We start from the raw sequence: 16830 nt of genomic DNA on the forward strand, positions 1-16830 counted from the left end.
ATCATCCTCAATGTTTGTCTCGGCAATCATTGCCTGATCATGGGCGGCCGATCGCGAACGGGCAAGGAATGCCTTGGCCGCAGCCTGCCGGAATGTGTCAGGCGGTTACGGCCAGGGCCTTTTCGTCAGCGCGGTTCAGCCATGCGGCTTGGCGAAGATCTCGGCCAGCATGTCGACGAAGCGCTTGGGATCGGCATTGAGCGCCAGGTCCACGTTCGGCTTGGCGCCGGAGCGGCCCTGCGTGTCGACGATGGTGGTGCCGACCATGAGCGGGCTCGCGGTCTCGACCTCGACGAAATAGCGCTTGGTCGAAAGGATCGCGCGATCGACGAGATAGGCGACGCAGACCGCATCGTGCACCGGGGCCGAACCGCCATGCTCGCCCATCTTCTGATAGGCGTCGTGGACGCCGATGCGGAAGCGCACGATGTCGGCCGTCGCCTTGCCGGCCGGCGTGCCGAGCGCTTCGAGCCGATCGCAATCGGCATGCGTCATCAGCGCCTGATGCGTTGCGTCCAGCGTTACGAGTGTCACCTTTTCGAAGCCGGCATTCAGCACGCGGGCCGCCGCCTCGGCATCGGCCCATATGTTGAACTCGGCCGTCGCCGTGACATTGCCGAAGGCATAGCCCCCGCCCATGATGATGATCTCGGGCACGCGCTTGACGAAGCCGGGATCGGCGGCGAGCGCGGCCGCGATATTGGTGAGCGGTCCCACGGGCATCAGCACGATCGGATCGGTCGCGGCGCGATAGGTCTCGATCAGGAATTCGACGGCCGTCTTGTCCGCCTTCTTCGAGCGGGCGGCGGGCACCGGCAATTCTTCCGGATGGTACTTCTCGCCACCATCATCATAGCGGTGCGGGATCGGGTGGGCCGTGCGGACCAGCGGGCGATCGGCGCCCTCATAGACCTTGATGTCGGAGCGGCCGATATGGTCGAGCACGCGCAGCGAATTGTCGGTGCAAAAATTGACCGGAACATTGCCGTTGACGGTCGTCACGCCGACCAGCTCGATCGCCGGATGCAGCGCCGCCAGCATGATCGCGACCGCATCGTCCGTGCCGGTATCGACATCGAGAATGAGCTTCTGTGGCATGGACGTTCCTTGGTGGTCTGCGGGTGAAAATTTTGTCTCGGACGAGGCGCCGCGAAGGTAGAAGCCGCGCGCGCCGGCCGTCAAGCAGCCGCAAGTTATCAACGGGCTCTGCGACGCGCTTCCCCACGGCGTTCCTTTCTGCTTCCCTCGCTGCATGGCCTTCAAGTTCCGCCAGCTGCAATATTTCATCGCCGTCGCCGATACCGGATCGATCTCCGGCGCGGCGCAGCAGCTGTCCGTCTCGCAATCGACCGTTACCGAGGCGGTGAAGGAGCTCGAGGGCGATCTCGGCGTCGGGCTGATCGAGCGCTCCGGCCGCGGCATGGCGCTGACGCGCAAGGGCCAGCAATTCCTCCGCCATGCCAAGCGCATCCTGGAGACGGTCGCCGATGCGCGCCGCTCGCTCGGCGACGAGGTGGCGATCTCCGGCAGCCTGACGGTCGGCGTCACCGCGCTGGTCGCGGGCTATGTGCTCTCCGACCTGCTCGCCCGCTTCCGCCGCGCCAATCCGGCCGTCACGGTCTCGGCGATCGAGGATACGAGCGACTATCTGGAGCACCTGCTGATCAATGGCGAACTCGACGTCGCGGTGATGATCATGCCCGACCGGCCCGTCGACCAGGCGCTGCAGATGGAGATGCTGGGCGAGACGCCCTATCGCGTCTGGCTGCCGCAGGGCCATCGGCTCGCCGGCCCCCATCCCGTTCCGCTCGACGAGATCGCCGACGAGCCGCATGTCATGCTCTCGGTCGACGAGATCGAGGAGACGACGCAGGCCTTCTGGCGCGAGCACGGCTTCCGCCCGAAAGTGGCGTTCCGCACCCGCTCGGTCGAGGCGGTGCGCAGCCTCGTCGGCACCGGCGCCGGCATCGCCATCCTGCCGGATCTCGTCTATCGCCCCTGGTCGCTCGAAGGCGACCGCATCGAGGCGCGCCTGGCGGCCGAACCGCTGCCCATGGTCAAGACCGGCATCGTGTGGCGCCGTGGCTCGGATACTGCCATGGCGGCAGCCGACTTCATCACCATCAGCCGGACGCAGCGTCAGGACCGCCGATCATTCGGAATTTCCGAATTCTAGGTTCTGTTTTTTGTATTGGCGAATTCAGCCGGTTTGACGCCATTCTGTTCTCTGGCTCCGGGCATCACGCGCAAAAATCAGCGGCTGCTCCGGTTCAATCGCAGGGAGAACGACATGCGCAGCATCGGACGGATTGCCGCTGGCGTCGCCACGGCCGCCTTGGTCTTTACGCAGACTTCAGCCGCCTTTTCGCAGGAAGCCCTGAAGGCGATCGGGCCGGGCGAGGGCGAAGTCGCCATCGTCGCCTGGGCCGGCTATATCGAGCGGGGCGAAACCGACAAGGCCTATGACTGGGTCAGCGATTTCGAGAAGGACACCGGCTGCAAGGTGACGGTGAAGACCGCCGGCACGTCGGACGAAATGGTCGCGCTGATGAATGAGGGCGGCTTCGACCTCGTCACCGCCTCGGGCGACGCCTCACTCCGCCTCATCGCCGGCAAGACGGTGCAGCCGATCAACACCGACCTGATCCCGAGCTGGGGCACGGTCGATCCGCGCCTGCAAGCATCGCCCTGGCACACGGTCGGCGGCGTGCATTATGGCGTGCCCTATCAGTGGGGCTCCAACGTCCTGATGTACAACACCAATGTCTTCAAGGAGGCGCCGAAGAGCTGGTCGGTGGTCTTCGAGGAGCAGAACCTGCCGGACGGCAAGAGCAACAAGGATCGTGTCCAGGCTTTTGACGGACCGATCTATATTGCCGATGCGGCGCTCTATCTGATGGCGCACAAGCCCGAGCTCGGCATCAAGGACCCCTATGAGCTGAACGAGGACCAGTACAAGGCGGCGCTGGAACTGCTCCGCGCCCAGCGCAAGATCGTGCCGCGCTATTGGCACGATGCGATGGTGCAGGTCGACGATTTCACCAATGAGGGCTTCGTCGCCTCGTCGAGCTGGCCGTTCCAGGTCAATCTGCTCGTGGCCAACAAGCAGCCGATCGCCTCGACCATTCCGGAAGAGGGCGCCACCGGCTGGGCCGACACCACGATGATGCACGCCAACGCGCCGCATCCGAACTGCGCCTACAAGTGGCTCGAGCACTCGATCGCGCCGAAGGTCCAGGGCGATCTCGCCGCCTGGTTCGGCTCGGTGCCGTCGGTTCCGGCCGCCTGCAAGGGCAATGCGCTGCTCGGCGATACCGGCTGCGCCACCAATGGCGCCGACGATTTCGCGAAGATCCATTTCTGGCGCACGCCGGTGTCGAAGTGCGAAAGCCAGGGAACCTGTGTGCCCTATTATCGCTGGGCGACGGATTACATCGCGATCCTTGGCGGGCGGTAAGCCGCGCCTCGGCAACACAGGCCGTCATCCCGGGCAAGCATGGCGCGACCCGGGATCCATGCAGCCGAAATGCCTCGCGGCTGAGTGGATCCCCGCTTTCGCGGGGATGACGGAGAGGGGCAGCATGGCCGAGGAGAGCCGATCAGGCTGAGCCGACCCATCGGGAGGCTCAGCCGTCGCGACGCCCCCCTCGCTGGTCATTGCCGGGTCAAGCTAGGCAATGACAGGGGAGAGAAAATAAGAGCCCTTTCCCGCGAAGAAGACCGATAGACGGACACTCGTTTCCATGACCGATGCCACCATCCCCGCCGTCCGTTTCCGCGCCGTTTCGCGCCATTTCGGCGAGACGCGGGCGGTGGATGCGGTCGATCTCGAAATCCGGGCCGGCGAGTTCTTCGCCATGCTCGGCCCGTCCGGCTCGGGCAAGACGACCTGCCTGCGGCTGATCGCCGGCTTCGAGCAGCCGAGCGCCGGGTCGATCGAGATCTTTGGCGAGCATGCCGAGGGCGTCCCGCCCTATCGGCGCAGCGTCAACACCGTGTTTCAGGACTATGCGCTCTTTCCGCATATGACCGTCGGCGAGAATGTTGCCTATGGCCTGATGGTGAAGGGCGTCGGCAAGGCCGAGCGCACGGCGCGGGCGCGCGACATGCTGGCTCTGGTCAAGCTCGCCGGCTTCGAGGCGCGCAAGCCGGCGCAGCTTTCCGGTGGCCAGCGCCAGCGCGTCGCGCTCGCCCGCGCGCTGATCAACCACCCCAAGGTGCTGCTTCTCGACGAGCCGCTCGGCGCGCTCGATCTGAAGCTCCGCGAGCAGATGCAGGTGGAACTGAAGAGCCTGCAGCGCAGCCTCGGCATCACCTTCGTCTTCGTCACGCATGACCAGGGCGAGGCGCTGTCCATGGCCGACCGCGTCGCGGTCTTCAACGCCGGCAAGATCGCCCAGATCGGCGCGCCGGAGGACATTTACGAGCGGCCGCAGACGCGCTTCGTCGCTGATTTCGTTGGCGGCTCGAACGTGATCGAGCCGGACGCGGCCATCCGCCTCGGCCTGCCGGCCGGTCTCTACAGCCTGCGCCCCGAGAAGATCGTGCTCGGCGCGGGCGGCCTCACGGGCAAGGTCGAAAGCCTGCAATATCAGGGCGCTCACCGCCGCTATGTCGTCGCGATCGGGCCGGATCGGCTCGGCGTCGTGACGCCGGCGAGCGGCCCGGCCTTTCCGGTCGGGGCGACGGTGGCGCTCGCCATTCCCGATGGCGCCGCGCACCGGATGGAGGGCGGCGCATGAGCCTCGCGCTGGACGACGGCGGCGACCGAAACGGCCCTCTGCGTCGGCTTTCGGACGTGTTCATGCGCCGGCCGCGCCTCTTCCTTACACTGCTCTTGGCGCCGCCGCTCGCCTGGCTCGGCATCGCCTATCTCGGCTCGCTCGCGGCGCTGCTCGCGCAGAGCTTCTTCTCGATCGACGAGTTTTCCGGCCAGATCGTCCGCGAATTCACGCTCAAGACCTATGGCGAACTGCTCCAGCCCGCCAATCTCGACATCATCATCCGCACGGTGACGATGGCGGCCCTGGTGACGCTGCTCGGCGCCGTGATCGCCTTTCCGATCGCCTATTTCGCCGCCCGTTATGCGCGCGGCCGCATGAAGGCGCTGTTCTATCTGGCGATCATGCTGCCGCTCTGGTCGAGCTATCTGGTGCGCGTCTATGCCTGGAAGCTGATCTTGGCCAAGGAAGGCGTCGTGACCTGGCTTGCCGGCCATACCGGGCTGACGCCACTGCTCGATTTCTGGCTGTCGCTGCCGATCGTCGGCGGACCGTCGCTCTCGATCAGCTATACCGGCACCTTCCTCGTCTTCCTCTATCTCTGGCTCCCCTTCATGATCCTGCCGATCCAGGCTTCGCTCGAGCGCGTGCCCGGCTCGCTGATCGAGGCGGCTGGCGATCTCGGCGCCAATCCGGGCCAGACATTCCGCACCGTGATCTTTCCGCTGGCGCTGCCCGGCATCGTCGCCGGCTCGATCTTCACCTTCTCGCTGACGCTCGGCGATTACATCACGCCGCAGATCGTCGGCTCCTCGACGCTGTTCCTCGGCCAGGCCGTCTACACGCAGCAGGGCGTCGCCGGAAACATCCCGCTCGCTGCCGCCTTCTCGGTGATCCCGATCGTGATCATGGGCATCTACCTGACCATCGCCAAGCGCATGGGGGCATTCGATGCGCTGTGAAATCGCCGTCTGCGCCAAAGCTCCGTCCCATTCCTCCCCCCTTGTGGGGGAGGCTAGGAGGGGGGAGCGCCGGGGCAGGATGCCGTTTATCCGGATTGAGTTCGGCGCCGCTCGCGTTCTGCGCCCGGCGAAGGCCCCCCTCTCCAACTCTCCCCCACAAGGGGGGAGAGGGCTGGCGGAGCGTGTCACTGTTGTCCGCGCCAAAGCTCCGTCCCATTCCTCCCCCTTTGTGGGGGAGGCTAGGAGGGGGGAGCGCCGGGGCAGGATACCGTCTTTCCGGATTGACTTCGGCGCTGCTCGCGTTCCGTGCCTGGCAAAGGCCCCCCTCTCCAACTGTCCCCCACAAGGGGGGAGAGGGCAGGCGGAGCGTGTCATTGTCGCCCGTGCCAGGGCTCTATCCCATCCCTCCCCCCTTGTGGGGGAGGTTAGGAGGGGGGAGCGCCGGGGCAGGATGCGGTCTATCCGGATTGACTTCGGCGCCGCTCGCGTTCTGCGCCCGGCGAAGGCCCCCCTCTCCAACTCTCCCCCACAAGGGGGGAGAGAGCTGGCGGAGCGTGTCACTGTTGTCCGCGCCAAAGCTCCGTCCCATTCCTCCCCCCTTGTGGGGGAGGTTAGGAGGGGGGAGCGCCGGGGCAGGATGCGGTCTATCCGGATTGACTTCGGCGCCGCTCGCGTTCTGTGCCGGGCGAAGGGCCCCCTCTCCAACTCTCCCCCACAAGGGGGGAGAGGGCTGGCGGAGCGTGTCATCGAGGGGGAGGCGCGCCTTGCGTAACCGTCCGCCCTTCGGCGTCACCATTGCGGCGATTGCGGGCCTCCTGTTTCTGCATCTGCCGCTCGCCTTCATCTTCCTCTATGCCTTCACCACCGAGGAGAAGAGCTACCAGTTCCCGCCGCCGGGCTTCACGCTGCAATGGTTCGGCGTTGCGTGGAACCGGCCGGATATCTGGGCGGCGCTCGGCCTTTCGGTCCGTGTCGCGGCCATGGCGACCGGGATCGCGCTCATCCTCGGCACGCTGGCGGCCGCGGCTGTCGCGCGCCATCGCTTCTTCGGCCGCGAGGCGATATCGCTCCTGATCACGCTGCCGATCGCGCTGCCGGGCATCGTCACCGGCATCGCGCTCCGTGCCGCGCTCAACCTCGCCGATATCCCGTTCTCGTTCTGGACGATCGTCATCGGCCACGCGACCTTCTGCATCGTCGTCGTCTATAACAACGCCGTCGCGCGGTTGCGACGGACGCAGGGTTCGCTGATCGAGGCGTCCATGGATCTCGGCGCCGACGGCTTCCAGACCTTCCGCCATGTCGTGCTGCCGCAACTCGGCACGGCGTTGTTCGCCGGCGGCATGCTCGCCTTCGCGCTCTCCTTCGACGAGGTCATCGTCACGACATTCACTGCCGGGCAGCAGCAGACCTTGCCGATCTGGATGTTCTCCGAGCTGATCCGTCCGCGCCAGCGGCCGGTGACCAATGTCGTCGCGGTCATGGTCATTGCCGTGACGCTGATCCCCATCCTCGCCGCCTACTACCTCACCCGCGACGCTGAAACCGTCGGGGGCGAGGGGAAATGATGCCACCAAGGAGGTCGAAATGACCCTCGATACATCCATCGTCACCGATACCGAGATGCTGATCGGCGCGTCCTTCGAGGCCGGCTCCGAACAGGCCGAGCGCGTGCTGGCGCCCAAGACCGGCGAAACCATCCTCGATCTGCCGGAGGCATCGCCCGGCCAGATCGACGCCGCCGTCGCCGCTGCCGACAAGGCCTTCGCCTCATGGTCGCGCACGCCGCCGGGCGTTCGCGCCGGGCTGTTGCTGAAGCTCGCCGATGCGATCGAAGCGGATGGCGAGAGCTTCGCCGCGCTCGAGGCGCTGAATTGCGGCAAGCCCTATCCGGCGGTGCTGCGCGACGAGATCCCTGCGGTCGCCGATTGCTTCCGCTTCTTCGCCGGCGCCGCGCGCGTGCAGACGGGCAGTGCGGCGGCCGAATATATTCCGGGCCATACCTCGATGATCCGCCGCGATCCGATCGGCGTCGTCGCCTCGATCGCGCCGTGGAACTATCCGCTGATGATGGCGGCGTGGAAGCTTGCCCCCGCGCTTGCCGCCGGCAATACGGTGGTGATCAAGCCGTCCGAGCAGACGCCGCTCACCACGCTGAAGCTCGCCAGGCTCGCCGCGACGATCCTGCCGGAGGGCGTGCTGAACGTCGTCGTCGGCCGGGGCGAGAGCGTCGGCAATGCGCTGATCAACCACCCCAGGGTCTCGATGATCTCGCTCACCGGCGATATCGCGACCGGCAAGAAGGTGCTCGCCGCCGCCGCCAAGTCGGTCAAGCGCACCCATCTGGAGCTCGGCGGCAAGGCGCCGGTCATCGTGTTCGACGATGCCGATATCGACGCCGTGGTCGAGGGGGTGAAGACGTTCGGCTATTACAATGCCGGCCAGGATTGCACCGCTGCCTGCCGCATCTATGCCGGCGCCAAGGTCTATGACCGGCTCGTCGCCGATCTCTCCTCGGCGGTGGCGACGATCGGCTACGGCCATGCCGATGACGACAAGAACGATATCGGGCCGCTGATCTCGGCGCGCCAGCGCGACCGCGTGGCGAGTTTCGTGGCGCGCGCGGCCGAGCACAGGCACATGGAGATCACCACGGGCGGCAAGCCCGGCGCGGGGTCGGGCTTCTTCTATGAGCCGACGGTGGTCGCCGGCGCGCTGCAATCGGACGAGATCGTGCGGCGGGAAGTGTTCGGGCCGGTCGTGTCGGTCACGCGCTTCGACGATGTCGACGATGCGGTCAAATGGGCGAATGATTCAGACTATGGCCTCGCATCCTCGGTGTGGACCAAGGACGTCTCCAAGGCGATGGCGGCGGCAGCCCAGCTTCAATATGGCTGCACCTGGATCAACTGCCATTTCATGTTGACCAATGAAATGCCGCATGGCGGGTTGAAGCAGTCCGGCTATGGCAAGGACCTCTCCACCTATGCGCTGGAGGACTATTCGGTCGTGCGCCACGTCATGGTGAAATACGCCTGAGGCCGAGGCACCCCGAAAACGGAAATTCCGGACGATCCTCGCGGATCGCCCGGAATCCCGTGGGCGGTGGTGACACCGTGAAATGGTTTGGCGAGCCTATTCGGCGTCGTCGGCCGGCGCGGATTGGAGCAGGGCGTAGCGCTCCTTGCCGAGGTCTGCGAGCAGGCTCAACTGGGTCTCGAGGAAGTCGATATGGCCCTCTTCGTCGGCCATCAGCGCCTCGAACAGCGCCATCGAGACATAGTCTCCGGCCGCGAAGCAGACGTCGCGGCCTTCCTTGTAGTAATTGCGGGCGGTGTATTCGCCGCGCAGGTCCGCTTCCAGGATTTCCTTGATGCTCTGCCCGATCTCGAGTGGATCGAGCACCTGCATGTTCGGGAAGCCATCGAGGAAGATGATGCGCGCGACGAGCTTGTCGGCGTGCTGCATTTCCTCGATCGATTCGGCCCGTTCCTTCTTGGCTAGCTTGGCATAGCCCCAGTCATCCAGCAGGCGATAATGCAGCCAATACTGATTGACAGCTGTCAGCTCGAGCCGAAGGGCGCGGTTCAGATATTCGATGACCTTGGCGTCGCCCTTCATGGCGGTTCTCCCGTCTGGAATTGTTCTAGGACAAAAATCTAGAATCGTTCCAACAGCAGGTCAAACCCGACATGCCGCCTGCGACAATCCTTCTCATTCCGGTCAAGTTTTATCGAAGGAGCGCCGCGTGTGCCCGGAAGCGGGGAAATCAGCCGAAAAGCGCGCTGTCGCCTTCGTCCTCGGCGCCGCTGCCGAGCGGCTCGGGGCAGGTGACCATCAATCCGGAATCGGCCAGGATCTTGCGCACCAGCGCGAAGCAGATCGTGCACTGGGCTCGCACGCCGAGGGCGCGATAGACGCGCGCGGGCGTCAGCGGCCGGCCCGGCCCCTCGAGCGCGAGGCGCTCGGCGGTTTCGAGAATCCGGTTCTTGGTCAGTATGTTGCAGGAACAGACGATCATGGTCGCGGTCTGGGTCTGGACCGGATGGCCGGTCCGTCATGGCCGCCGGTCACGGCCATGAACCAAGGGAGTGATGGTCCGGCGGCGGTGCAACCGCCGGCCAGGGCCGAAGCGGTTCGGCCGTTCGCCGGAGCGCCGTTCAGCGCATCAGAACGATCACGGCCAGGCCGATCAGGATGACCAGCAGGCCCCAGACATAGGGCCCGCCCAGAAAGCCACGCCCGGCCGCGACTTCGACCTCCTGCTCGGCTTCCTCGGCGGCCTCGGCCACGTCCTCGGCATAATCCTCGACGCGGTGTTCGAGCCGGTCGATCAGTTCGTCTTCAGCGGCTTCTTCGCCGCCGGGCGTAGGCGTTGCAAGCGGTGGTGCGGTCACGGTCGGCTCCTCGGCCCCCAGTTTTGCGGCGAAAGCGCCGAAGAAATCATCGGCCATGGTCCTGGCCGTCGTGTCGATCCTGCGCGAGCCGAGCTGCGCCAGATGGCCGCCGACTTGCGTCCTGATGGCATAGCGCAGCATCGTGCCGCCGTCATCATCGGCGAGCGTCACATCGGCGCCGCCTCTGACCCTGCCGGCGCTGCCGCCATCCGCCTCGCCGCTGATCGTGGCGCTCTCGGGCGGATTGACGTTCGAAAGCACGACGGTGCCCGCAAAGACGCCCTTCATCGGCCCGATATCGACCGCGATCCGGCCGGCCATGGAGGTGGACGAGGTCAAGGTCAGCGACTCGCAGCCGGCAATGCAGGCCTTCAGGAATTCCGGATCGTTGAGCGCGGCCCAGACCGCCTCGCGGCGGGCGGCGATCCGATATTCGCCTGTCATGTCCATCGGGCGCCCTTCCATGAGGCGGATGCCGGCGTTTCCCGCCGGTCCGTCTTGTTGCCGCGCTTTCGCGCCGAGACTATGCCTGTCTCGTCTTCAGCTATGGTCGCATGGCAGCAAGCGCAACGGCAAGGCGGCAATCGCGAGGGCAAAGCCCGCGCAGTGGTTGGCTTTCGGCGTCGCGGCGGCTATGAACCGGCGATGCGAAACATTCCGCCCGCCATTTCCAAAGACCCAGGCACCAAGCCCGCCGCGCGCTGGCCCCTCATGCTCGAAACCGAGGGCTGGCCCGACTATGCGCTGATCGATTCCGGCCATGGGCGGAAGCTGGAACGCTATGGCCGCTACCGGATCGTGCGCCCGGAGGCGCAGGCGCTCTGGACGCCGCGCCTTTCGGAGGCCGAGTGGGAGAGCGCGGACGCGCATTTTACCGGCGCGAAGGACGAGGATTCCGACGGCCGCTGGCGATACAGGAAGCCGATCGGCGAGACCTGGCCGATGGCCTGGCGCCTGCCGCGCGCGGTGGGTGAGGGCGAGGTCCGCTTTCTCGGCCGCTTCACCGCCTTCCGTCATGTCGGCTTCTTCCCCGAGCAGGAAATGCACTGGGCCTGGTTCGCACAGGAGATCCACGCGGCGAAGCGCCAGCCCAAGGTGCTGAACCTCTTCGGCTATACCGGCATCGCCTCCTTCGTCGCGGCCATGGCCGGCGCGCAGGTGACGCATGTCGACGCCTCGAAGAAGGCGATCGGCTGGGCGCGAGAGAATCAGGAGATGTCGGGCATCGCCGATCTCCCCGTGCGCTGGATCGTCGACGACGCGATGAAATTCGTCGCGCGCGAGGTGCGCCGCGGCTCGCGCTATGACGGCATCATTCTCGATCCGCCGAAATTCGGCCGTGGCCCGAATGGCGAGGTCTGGGACATTTTCGAGCGGCTGCCGGAGATGATGCGGCTCTGCCGCCAGCTTCTCTCCGACGATGCGCTCTTCCTGTGCCTCTCCGCCTATTCGATCCGCGCCTCCTTCATGGCGACACACGAGCTGACGGCCGAGGCGCTTTCCGGCCTCTCCGGCACGATCGAATCGGGCGAACTGCTCATCCGCGAGGAAGGTGGCGGGCGCACGCTCTCGACGTCGCTCTTTTCAAGGTGGTCCCGCAATGGCTGACAATTCGCCGATCGCAGCCCCCGGCGCGGTCAAGACCATCACCAGCCTGACCAATCCGACGATCAAGGATATTCGCGGCCTCGCTCTGCCGAAGAACCGCAAGGAATCCGGCCTCTTCGTCACCGAGGGCATGAAGCTCGTGGCCGACGCCGTCGAGGAAGACTGGCCGATCAAGATCCTCGTCTATGGCGCGAAGGTCGCCCAGCATCCGGTGGTGCGCCGCGTCGCCCAGGTCGCGCATGCGCGCGGCGGCGATGTGCTGGAGGTTTCCGAGGCCGTGCTCGAGAAGATCACGCGCCGGGATAATCCGCAGATGGTGGTCGGCGTGTTCGAGCAGAGGCTGACGCCGAAGGCCGAGATCAGGCCGAGCGCGAGCGGCGTCTGGATCGCGCTCGAAGGCATCAAGGACCCCGGCAATCTCGGCACGATCATCCGCACCGCCGATGCCGTCGGCGCCGAGGGCGTCATTCTCGTCGGCGATACGGTCGATCCGTTCGGCGTCGAGGCTGTGCGCGCCACGATGGGCTCGATCTTTCACATGAAGCTGACCCGCATGAGCGTCGACGAGTTCGTCGCCTGGCGGAAGAGTTGGCCGGGCATCGTCGTGGGCACGCATCTCTCCGGCAAGGAAGACTATCGCGCCGTCGACTATGACAAGCCGGTGCTGCTCTTCATGGGCAATGAGCAGTCGGGCCTCCCCGATGCGCTCGCCGCCACCTGCGACCATCTGGTGAAGATCCCGCAGGTCGGCCGCGCGGATTCGCTCAATCTCGCGATCGCGACCGGCGTGATGCTGTTCGAGATCCGTCGCGACAAGCTCAAGCTCGGTTAGGGGACGCATGGTGGACGATCCGATGACCGCCTCACCGGCCGCAGGCCGCGTTCCCGGCCCGCTATCCCGCCTCGGGCTCGGCCTGGTCGGCTTCGTCGTCATCCTCGACCAGATCACGAAGCAGATCGCCGAGGCCAAGCTCGGCTATCAGGAATATATCGACATCCTGCCGATCCTGGCGCTCTACCGCGTCCACAATACCGGCATAGCCTTCTCATTCGCCCACGGCTTCGACAGCCTGATCCTGGTGGTCGGCACGGCGATCGTCACGCTGATCGTGCTCTATCTCTGGAAGAGCGCGACAGAGGGCGGGACGCTGGTCGCGGTCGGCTTTGCACTGATCGTGGGTGGGGCCGTCGGCAATCTGATCGACCGCGCGATCCACGGCTATGTGATCGACTTCCTCTACCTGCACATTGGCGGACGGGGATTCTTCGTCTTCAACCTGGCCGATGTCGCGCTCACGATCGGGCCGGTGCTGCTCGCCTGGTTTTATCTCTTCGTGCAGAAGAAGGCATAGCCGCGCCGGCGCGGCTCAATATTGCCGTTGCCGGTCGACCAGATTGGCGAGCGGCTTTCCCGCTTCGAAAGCGAGAATATGGCGATGAATGCCGTCGGCCAGCACCGAGGCCTCGCTCGACGCGGCGACGTGCGGCGTGATGATCACGTTGGGCCGGCCCCAGAAGGGGCTGTCGGCTGGCAGCGGCTCCGGCTCGAAGACGTCGAGGCTCGCCGCGATCAGCGTGCCGTCGTCGAGCGCCGACAGGATATCGGCGCCGACCTGCAGGCCGCCGCGGCCGCCATTGATCAGGATCGGACCACCCAGCACGCCGTCGCGAGCGAGTTCAGCGAAGAGCCGGCGGTTCAGTATGCCGCGTGTCTCAGGCGTCAGCGGGAGCAGGACGACGAGAATATCGGTTCGGTTGAGAAAGGGCGTGAGTCCGGCCTCGCCGTGAAAGGTCTCGATTCCATCGGCCTGCTTGGCCGTGCGGCTCCATCCGGCGACCTGGAAGCCGATGCGCGAGAGGATATCGGCCGAAGCCTGACCGAGGGCGCCGAAGCCCATGATGCCGACGCGCACCGCGCTGGCCACCGGCTGGCGGATATCCTTCCAGAGATGGGCGGCCTGCTGCCGCGCATAGGCGAGGTGATGGCGATGGTGGAGCAGGACCTGCAGCACCACCCATTCGGTCATGCGCGTCGTGAGGTCGGGATCGACGACGCGCACGATCGGCACGTCGGGCAAGCCGGCAACGCCGATAATGTGGTCAACCCCCGCGCCGAGCGAGAACACGGCCTTGAGGTTCGGCAGATTGGCGAAGACTTCGGCCGGCGACTTCCAGGCCAGCACGTAATGGATGGATTCCGGATCCGGCACGTCCGGCCAGATGCGAATGGGGCGCGCCGGCTCTTCCGGACGGAAGGGCGCTGCCCATGGCTCGGGATCCCAGGCGCCGCTTGCGATCAGCACGCCGGGCAGGCTGTTCGGCTTGGTCATTGCGAGACGACACCTTCTGGCGCCGTCTCGATGGCGAAGGCGGCGGCGATCAGGGCCTTGGTATAATCGGTCTGCGGCGCGGTGAAGATCTGCTCGGCCGTGCCGCGTTCCACGATCAGCCCGTTCCGCATCACCACCACTTCGTTGGCGAGCGCGCGGACGACCTTCAGGTCGTGCGAGATGAAGAGATAGGAAAGCCCGTGGCGCTTCTGCAGGTCGCGCAGCAGGTCGACGACCTGCGCCTGCACGGACATGTCGAGCGCCGAGGTCGGCTCATCGAGCATCACGAAGTCGGGTTCGAGCACCATGGCGCGGGCGATGGCGATGCGCTGGCGCTGGCCGCCGGAAAACTCGTGCGGATAGCGGTGGCGGCTGGCCGGATCGAGGCCGACCTCCTCCAGCGCATGGGCGACCTTGGCCTCGCGCTCGGCCTCTCGCAGCCCCGGCGCATGGACGCGCAGCCCCTCGGCGATGATCTCGCCGACCGACATGCGCGGCGAGAGCGAGCCGAACGGGTCCTGGAACACGATCTGCATGTTTCGGCGCAGCGGCCGCATCGCCTGGAAGCCGCGCCCGTCGATCCGTTCGCCCTTGAAGCGGATCGTGCCGTTCGAGGAAATCAGCCGCATCAGGGCAAGGCCGAGCGTGGTCTTGCCCGAGCCGGATTCGCCCACGACGCCGAGCGTCTGCCCGCGTCGGACCGCGATATCGACGCCGTCCACCGCCTTCACATTGTCGATCGTGTGGCGGAAGAAGCCGGCCTTGATCGGGAACCAGACCTTGAGATCGTCGGCCGCCATGACGATCGGCGCGGTCTCGTCGGCGGCAGGCGGCGCACCCTTCGGCTCGGCCGCCAGCAGATGGCGCGTATAGTCGTGCTGCGGATGCTCGAAGATCTCCTTCGTCGGGCCCTGCTCGACGATTCGGCCCTTGGTCATGACGCAGACGCGGTCGGCGATCTTGCGGACGATGCCGAGGTCATGGGTGATGAAGAGCAGCGCCATGCCCGTGCGGGTCTGGATTTCCTTCAAGAGCTTCAGGATCTGCGCCTGGACCGTCACGTCGAGCGCCGTCGTCGGCTCGTCCGCGATCAGGAGGTCCGGCTCGTTGGCGAGCGCCATGGCGATCATGACGCGCTGGCGCTGGCCGCCCGAGAGCTGGTGCGGATAGGCCGTCAGGCGCTTTTCCGCATCGCGAATGCCGACTTCGGCCAGGAGTTCGAGAATGCGCTTGCGCGCCCGCTTGCCGGAAAGGCCCTGATGGATCGACAGGATCTCGCCGATCTGCCGCTCGATCGTATGGAGCGGATTGAGCGAGGACATCGGCTCCTGGAAGATCATGGTCACGTCATTGCCGCGCACCTGCCGCAGCGCCTTGTCGGAAGCGGCGAGGAGGTCGTTGCCCTTGAACATGATCCGCCCGCCGGCGGGATGCTCGGCCGCCGGATAGGGCAGCAGCTTCAGCACGGAAAGCGCCGTGACCGATTTGCCGGAGCCCGATTCACCCACCAGCGCGACGGTCTCGCCCTTGCCGACAGTGAATGACACGTCGTCGACCGCGACGGTCCGGTTCTCGCCCTGGACGAAATGGACGGAGAGGTGCTCGACGGAGAGGAGAGGGGTCTGAGGCGGTGCGGCTGGCATTGTCGGGTTCTTTTCCACCATGTCAGCCGAACGTCTTTCTCGGGTCGAATGCATCCCGCACCGCTTCTCCGATGAAGACGAGCAGGCTCAGGATGAAGGAGATCACGATGAAGCCCGTCAAGCCGAGCCAGGGCGCCTGGAGGTTGTTCTTGCCTTGCGCCAGCAGTTCGCCGAGCGAGGGCGAGCCTGGCGGCAGGCCGAAGCCGAGGAAATCGAGCGAGGTCAGCGTCGTGATCGAGCCGTTCAGGATGAAGGGCAGGAAGGTCAGCGTCGCCACCATCGCATTGGGCAGCACATGGCGGATGATGATGGTCCAGTTGCCGACGCCGAGCGCGCGGGCGGCGCGGACATATTCGAAATTGCGCGCGCGCAGGAACTCCGCCCGCACGAGTCCCACGAGCCTGACCCATGAGAAGAGCAGCAGGATCACCAGCAGCACCCAGAAGCTCGGCACCAGGATCGAGGCCATGATCAGCAGGATGTAGAGCTCGGGCAGCGAGGTCCAGATATCGATGAAGCGCTGGAAGATCAGGTCGATCCAGCCGCCGAAATAGCCCTGCACGGCGCCGGCGGCGATGCCGACGGCGGAGGACAGCACCGTCAGCACCAGGCCGAACAGGACCGAGAGCCGGACGCCATAGAGGAGCCGCGCGACGACGTCGCGACCCTGGTCGTCGGTTCCGAGCCAGTTGAAATTGCCGATGGTGCAGTTGCGGTCGGCGTCGCCCTGCGGATAGGCGCGGCAGCGATCGGCCCTGGGGATCATCCACCAGGGCGGGGCGGGGGCCGGCGTCGCCATCTCGTTGTTGACCGTATCGAAAGAATAGCGGATCGGCGGCCAGATCATCCAGCCATGGCTAAGGATTTCGTCCTGGATGAAGGGGTCGCGGAAATTGGTGGTGGCGAGGAAACCGCCGAACTTCTCCTCCGGATAATCGGTCAGTACCGGGAAGAGGATCTCGCCCTTGTAGGAAGCGATGATCGGCCGGTCATTGGCGATGATCTCGGAGACGAGCGTCATCCCGAACAGCGCCAGGAAGATCCAGAGCGACCAGTAGCCGCGCCGGTGATGGCGGAAGGCACGCCAGCGGCGCTGGTTGAGCGGCGAGAGGAACGGCCGCTTGGCGGCGACGGCAGGGGGCACGGCCGCGATGGTGGTGTCCGTCATG

The 16830-nt window shown here is 65.8% G+C and carries 16 protein-coding genes; 9 read left to right on the plus strand and 7 right to left on the minus strand.

The window, feature by feature from the left end; translation table 11 throughout:
- Positions 1-135: 135 nt before the first annotated feature.
- Positions 136-1098 (minus strand): nucleoside hydrolase, encoded by a 963-nt coding sequence (locus QO014_RS16485; RefSeq protein WP_266349803.1) that lies wholly within the window; start codon positions 1096-1098, stop codon positions 136-138.
- Between the two features lie 154 nt (positions 1099-1252).
- Between QO014_RS16485 and QO014_RS16490 the strand changes: the two genes are divergently transcribed.
- The 6 genes from QO014_RS16490 to QO014_RS16515 all read left to right on the plus strand — a co-directional run bounded on the left by QO014_RS16490 (position 1253) and on the right by QO014_RS16515 (position 8722).
- Complete coding sequence (locus tag QO014_RS16490; RefSeq protein ID WP_266349804.1) at positions 1253-2176, plus strand: LysR family transcriptional regulator; 924 nt, start codon at positions 1253-1255, stop codon at positions 2174-2176.
- A 114-nt stretch (positions 2177-2290) separates the two neighbouring features.
- On the plus strand, positions 2291-3457 hold the full coding sequence (locus tag QO014_RS16495; RefSeq protein ID WP_266349805.1) for an ABC transporter substrate-binding protein: 1167 nt from the start codon (positions 2291-2293) through the stop codon (positions 3455-3457).
- Between the two features lie 286 nt (positions 3458-3743).
- Complete coding sequence (locus QO014_RS16500) at positions 3744-4742, plus strand: ABC transporter ATP-binding protein (protein WP_266349806.1); 999 nt, start codon at positions 3744-3746, stop codon at positions 4740-4742.
- Positions 4739-5683 carry an ABC transporter permease gene (locus QO014_RS16505; protein ID WP_266349807.1) on the plus strand — a complete coding sequence of 315 codons (945 nt, stop codon included), beginning with the start codon at positions 4739-4741 and terminating at the stop codon, positions 5681-5683. Before QO014_RS16500 ends, QO014_RS16505 begins: the two co-directional genes overlap by 4 nt.
- A 764-nt stretch (positions 5684-6447) precedes the next feature.
- Entirely contained in the window at positions 6448-7251 is an 804-nt protein-coding gene (locus QO014_RS16510; RefSeq protein WP_266349808.1) for an ABC transporter permease, read from the plus strand.
- Positions 7252-7270: 19 nt separating this feature from the next.
- Positions 7271-8722: a gamma-aminobutyraldehyde dehydrogenase gene (locus tag QO014_RS16515; RefSeq protein ID WP_266349809.1), complete on the plus strand. Its 1452-nt coding sequence runs from the start codon at positions 7271-7273 to the stop codon at positions 8720-8722.
- 96 nt (positions 8723-8818) lie between these two features.
- Here the strand turns inward: QO014_RS16515 and bfr are convergent, their stop codons facing one another.
- From bfr to QO014_RS16530, 3 genes are all read right to left on the minus strand, one after another.
- Positions 8819-9304 (minus strand): bacterioferritin, encoded by a 486-nt coding sequence (bfr, locus tag QO014_RS16520; RefSeq protein WP_266349810.1) that lies wholly within the window; start codon positions 9302-9304, stop codon positions 8819-8821.
- Positions 9305-9452: 148 nt separating this feature from the next.
- Positions 9453-9704 carry a (2Fe-2S)-binding protein gene (locus tag QO014_RS16525; protein ID WP_266349811.1) on the minus strand — a complete coding sequence of 84 codons (252 nt, stop codon included), beginning with the start codon at positions 9702-9704 and terminating at the stop codon, positions 9453-9455.
- 139 nt (positions 9705-9843) lie between these two features.
- On the minus strand, positions 9844-10530 hold the full coding sequence (locus tag QO014_RS16530; protein WP_266349812.1) for an SRPBCC family protein: 687 nt from the start codon (positions 10528-10530) through the stop codon (positions 9844-9846).
- 195 nt (positions 10531-10725) lie between these two features.
- Here QO014_RS16530 and QO014_RS16535 point away from each other — a divergent pair, with 195 nt between their 5' ends.
- The 3 genes from QO014_RS16535 to lspA are packed head-to-tail and all read left to right on the plus strand — an operon-like array spanning position 10726 to position 13040.
- The gene (locus QO014_RS16535; protein ID WP_266349813.1) at positions 10726-11688 is read left to right on the plus strand and encodes a class I SAM-dependent methyltransferase; all 963 of its coding nucleotides are present in this window, start codon (positions 10726-10728) and stop codon (positions 11686-11688) included.
- Complete coding sequence (locus QO014_RS16540; RefSeq protein ID WP_266349814.1) at positions 11681-12520, plus strand: TrmH family RNA methyltransferase; 840 nt, start codon at positions 11681-11683, stop codon at positions 12518-12520. The genes QO014_RS16535 and QO014_RS16540 overlap by 8 nt, the downstream gene beginning before the upstream one ends.
- Before the next feature lie 22 nt (positions 12521-12542).
- On the plus strand, positions 12543-13040 hold the full coding sequence (lspA, locus tag QO014_RS16545; protein ID WP_266349815.1) for a signal peptidase II: 498 nt from the start codon (positions 12543-12545) through the stop codon (positions 13038-13040).
- A gap of 15 nt (positions 13041-13055) precedes the next feature.
- Here lspA and QO014_RS16550 read toward each other — a convergent pair whose 3' ends face one another.
- From QO014_RS16550 to QO014_RS16560, 3 genes are read right to left on the minus strand one after another with little or no spacing between them, the layout of a single operon-like run.
- Positions 13056-14018: a 2-hydroxyacid dehydrogenase gene (locus QO014_RS16550; protein ID WP_266349816.1), complete on the minus strand. Its 963-nt coding sequence runs from the start codon at positions 14016-14018 to the stop codon at positions 13056-13058.
- Positions 14015-15661 carry an ABC transporter ATP-binding protein gene (locus QO014_RS16555; RefSeq protein ID WP_266349817.1) on the minus strand — a complete coding sequence of 549 codons (1647 nt, stop codon included), beginning with the start codon at positions 15659-15661 and terminating at the stop codon, positions 14015-14017. Before QO014_RS16555 ends, QO014_RS16550 begins: the two co-directional genes overlap by 4 nt.
- A gap of 22 nt (positions 15662-15683) precedes the next feature.
- Positions 15684-16829, minus strand: coding sequence for an ABC transporter permease (locus QO014_RS16560; protein ID WP_266349818.1), 1146 nt, complete (start codon positions 16827-16829; stop codon positions 15684-15686).
- Position 16830 lies beyond the last annotated feature (1 nt).

It is taken from the genome of Kaistia dalseonensis (genome assembly GCF_030814715.1).
GTDB classification, from domain to species: Bacteria; Pseudomonadota; Alphaproteobacteria; order Rhizobiales; family Kaistiaceae; genus Kaistia; species Kaistia dalseonensis.

Excerpts from the sequence above, each read along its gene's own strand:
- lspA (WP_266349815.1), top strand. The coding sequence starts at position 12,543 with ATGACCGCCTCACCGGCCGCAGGCCGCGTTCCCGGCCCGCTATCCCGC.
- QO014_RS16485 (WP_266349803.1), bottom strand. The coding sequence starts at position 1,098 with ATGCCACAGAAGCTCATTCTCGATGTCGATACCGGCACGGACGATGCG.
- QO014_RS16525 (WP_266349811.1), bottom strand. The coding sequence starts at position 9,704 with ATGATCGTCTGTTCCTGCAACATACTGACCAAGAACCGGATTCTCGAA.
- QO014_RS16555 (WP_266349817.1), bottom strand. The coding sequence starts at position 15,661 with ATGCCAGCCGCACCGCCTCAGACCCCTCTCCTCTCCGTCGAGCACCTC.
- QO014_RS16550 (WP_266349816.1), bottom strand. The coding sequence starts at position 14,018 with ATGACCAAGCCGAACAGCCTGCCCGGCGTGCTGATCGCAAGCGGCGCC.
- bfr (WP_266349810.1), bottom strand. The coding sequence starts at position 9,304 with ATGAAGGGCGACGCCAAGGTCATCGAATATCTGAACCGCGCCCTTCGG.
- QO014_RS16495 (WP_266349805.1), top strand. The coding sequence starts at position 2,291 with ATGCGCAGCATCGGACGGATTGCCGCTGGCGTCGCCACGGCCGCCTTG.
- QO014_RS16535 (WP_266349813.1), top strand. The coding sequence starts at position 10,726 with ATGCGAAACATTCCGCCCGCCATTTCCAAAGACCCAGGCACCAAGCCC.
- QO014_RS16505 (WP_266349807.1), top strand. The coding sequence starts at position 4,739 with ATGAGCCTCGCGCTGGACGACGGCGGCGACCGAAACGGCCCTCTGCGT.
- QO014_RS16515 (WP_266349809.1), top strand. The coding sequence starts at position 7,271 with ATGACCCTCGATACATCCATCGTCACCGATACCGAGATGCTGATCGGC.
- QO014_RS16490 (WP_266349804.1), top strand. The coding sequence starts at position 1,253 with ATGGCCTTCAAGTTCCGCCAGCTGCAATATTTCATCGCCGTCGCCGAT.
- QO014_RS16500 (WP_266349806.1), top strand. The coding sequence starts at position 3,744 with ATGACCGATGCCACCATCCCCGCCGTCCGTTTCCGCGCCGTTTCGCGC.
- QO014_RS16530 (WP_266349812.1), bottom strand. The coding sequence starts at position 10,530 with ATGGACATGACAGGCGAATATCGGATCGCCGCCCGCCGCGAGGCGGTC.
- QO014_RS16560 (WP_266349818.1), bottom strand. The coding sequence starts at position 16,829 with ATGACGGACACCACCATCGCGGCCGTGCCCCCTGCCGTCGCCGCCAAG.
- QO014_RS16540 (WP_266349814.1), top strand. The coding sequence starts at position 11,681 with ATGGCTGACAATTCGCCGATCGCAGCCCCCGGCGCGGTCAAGACCATC.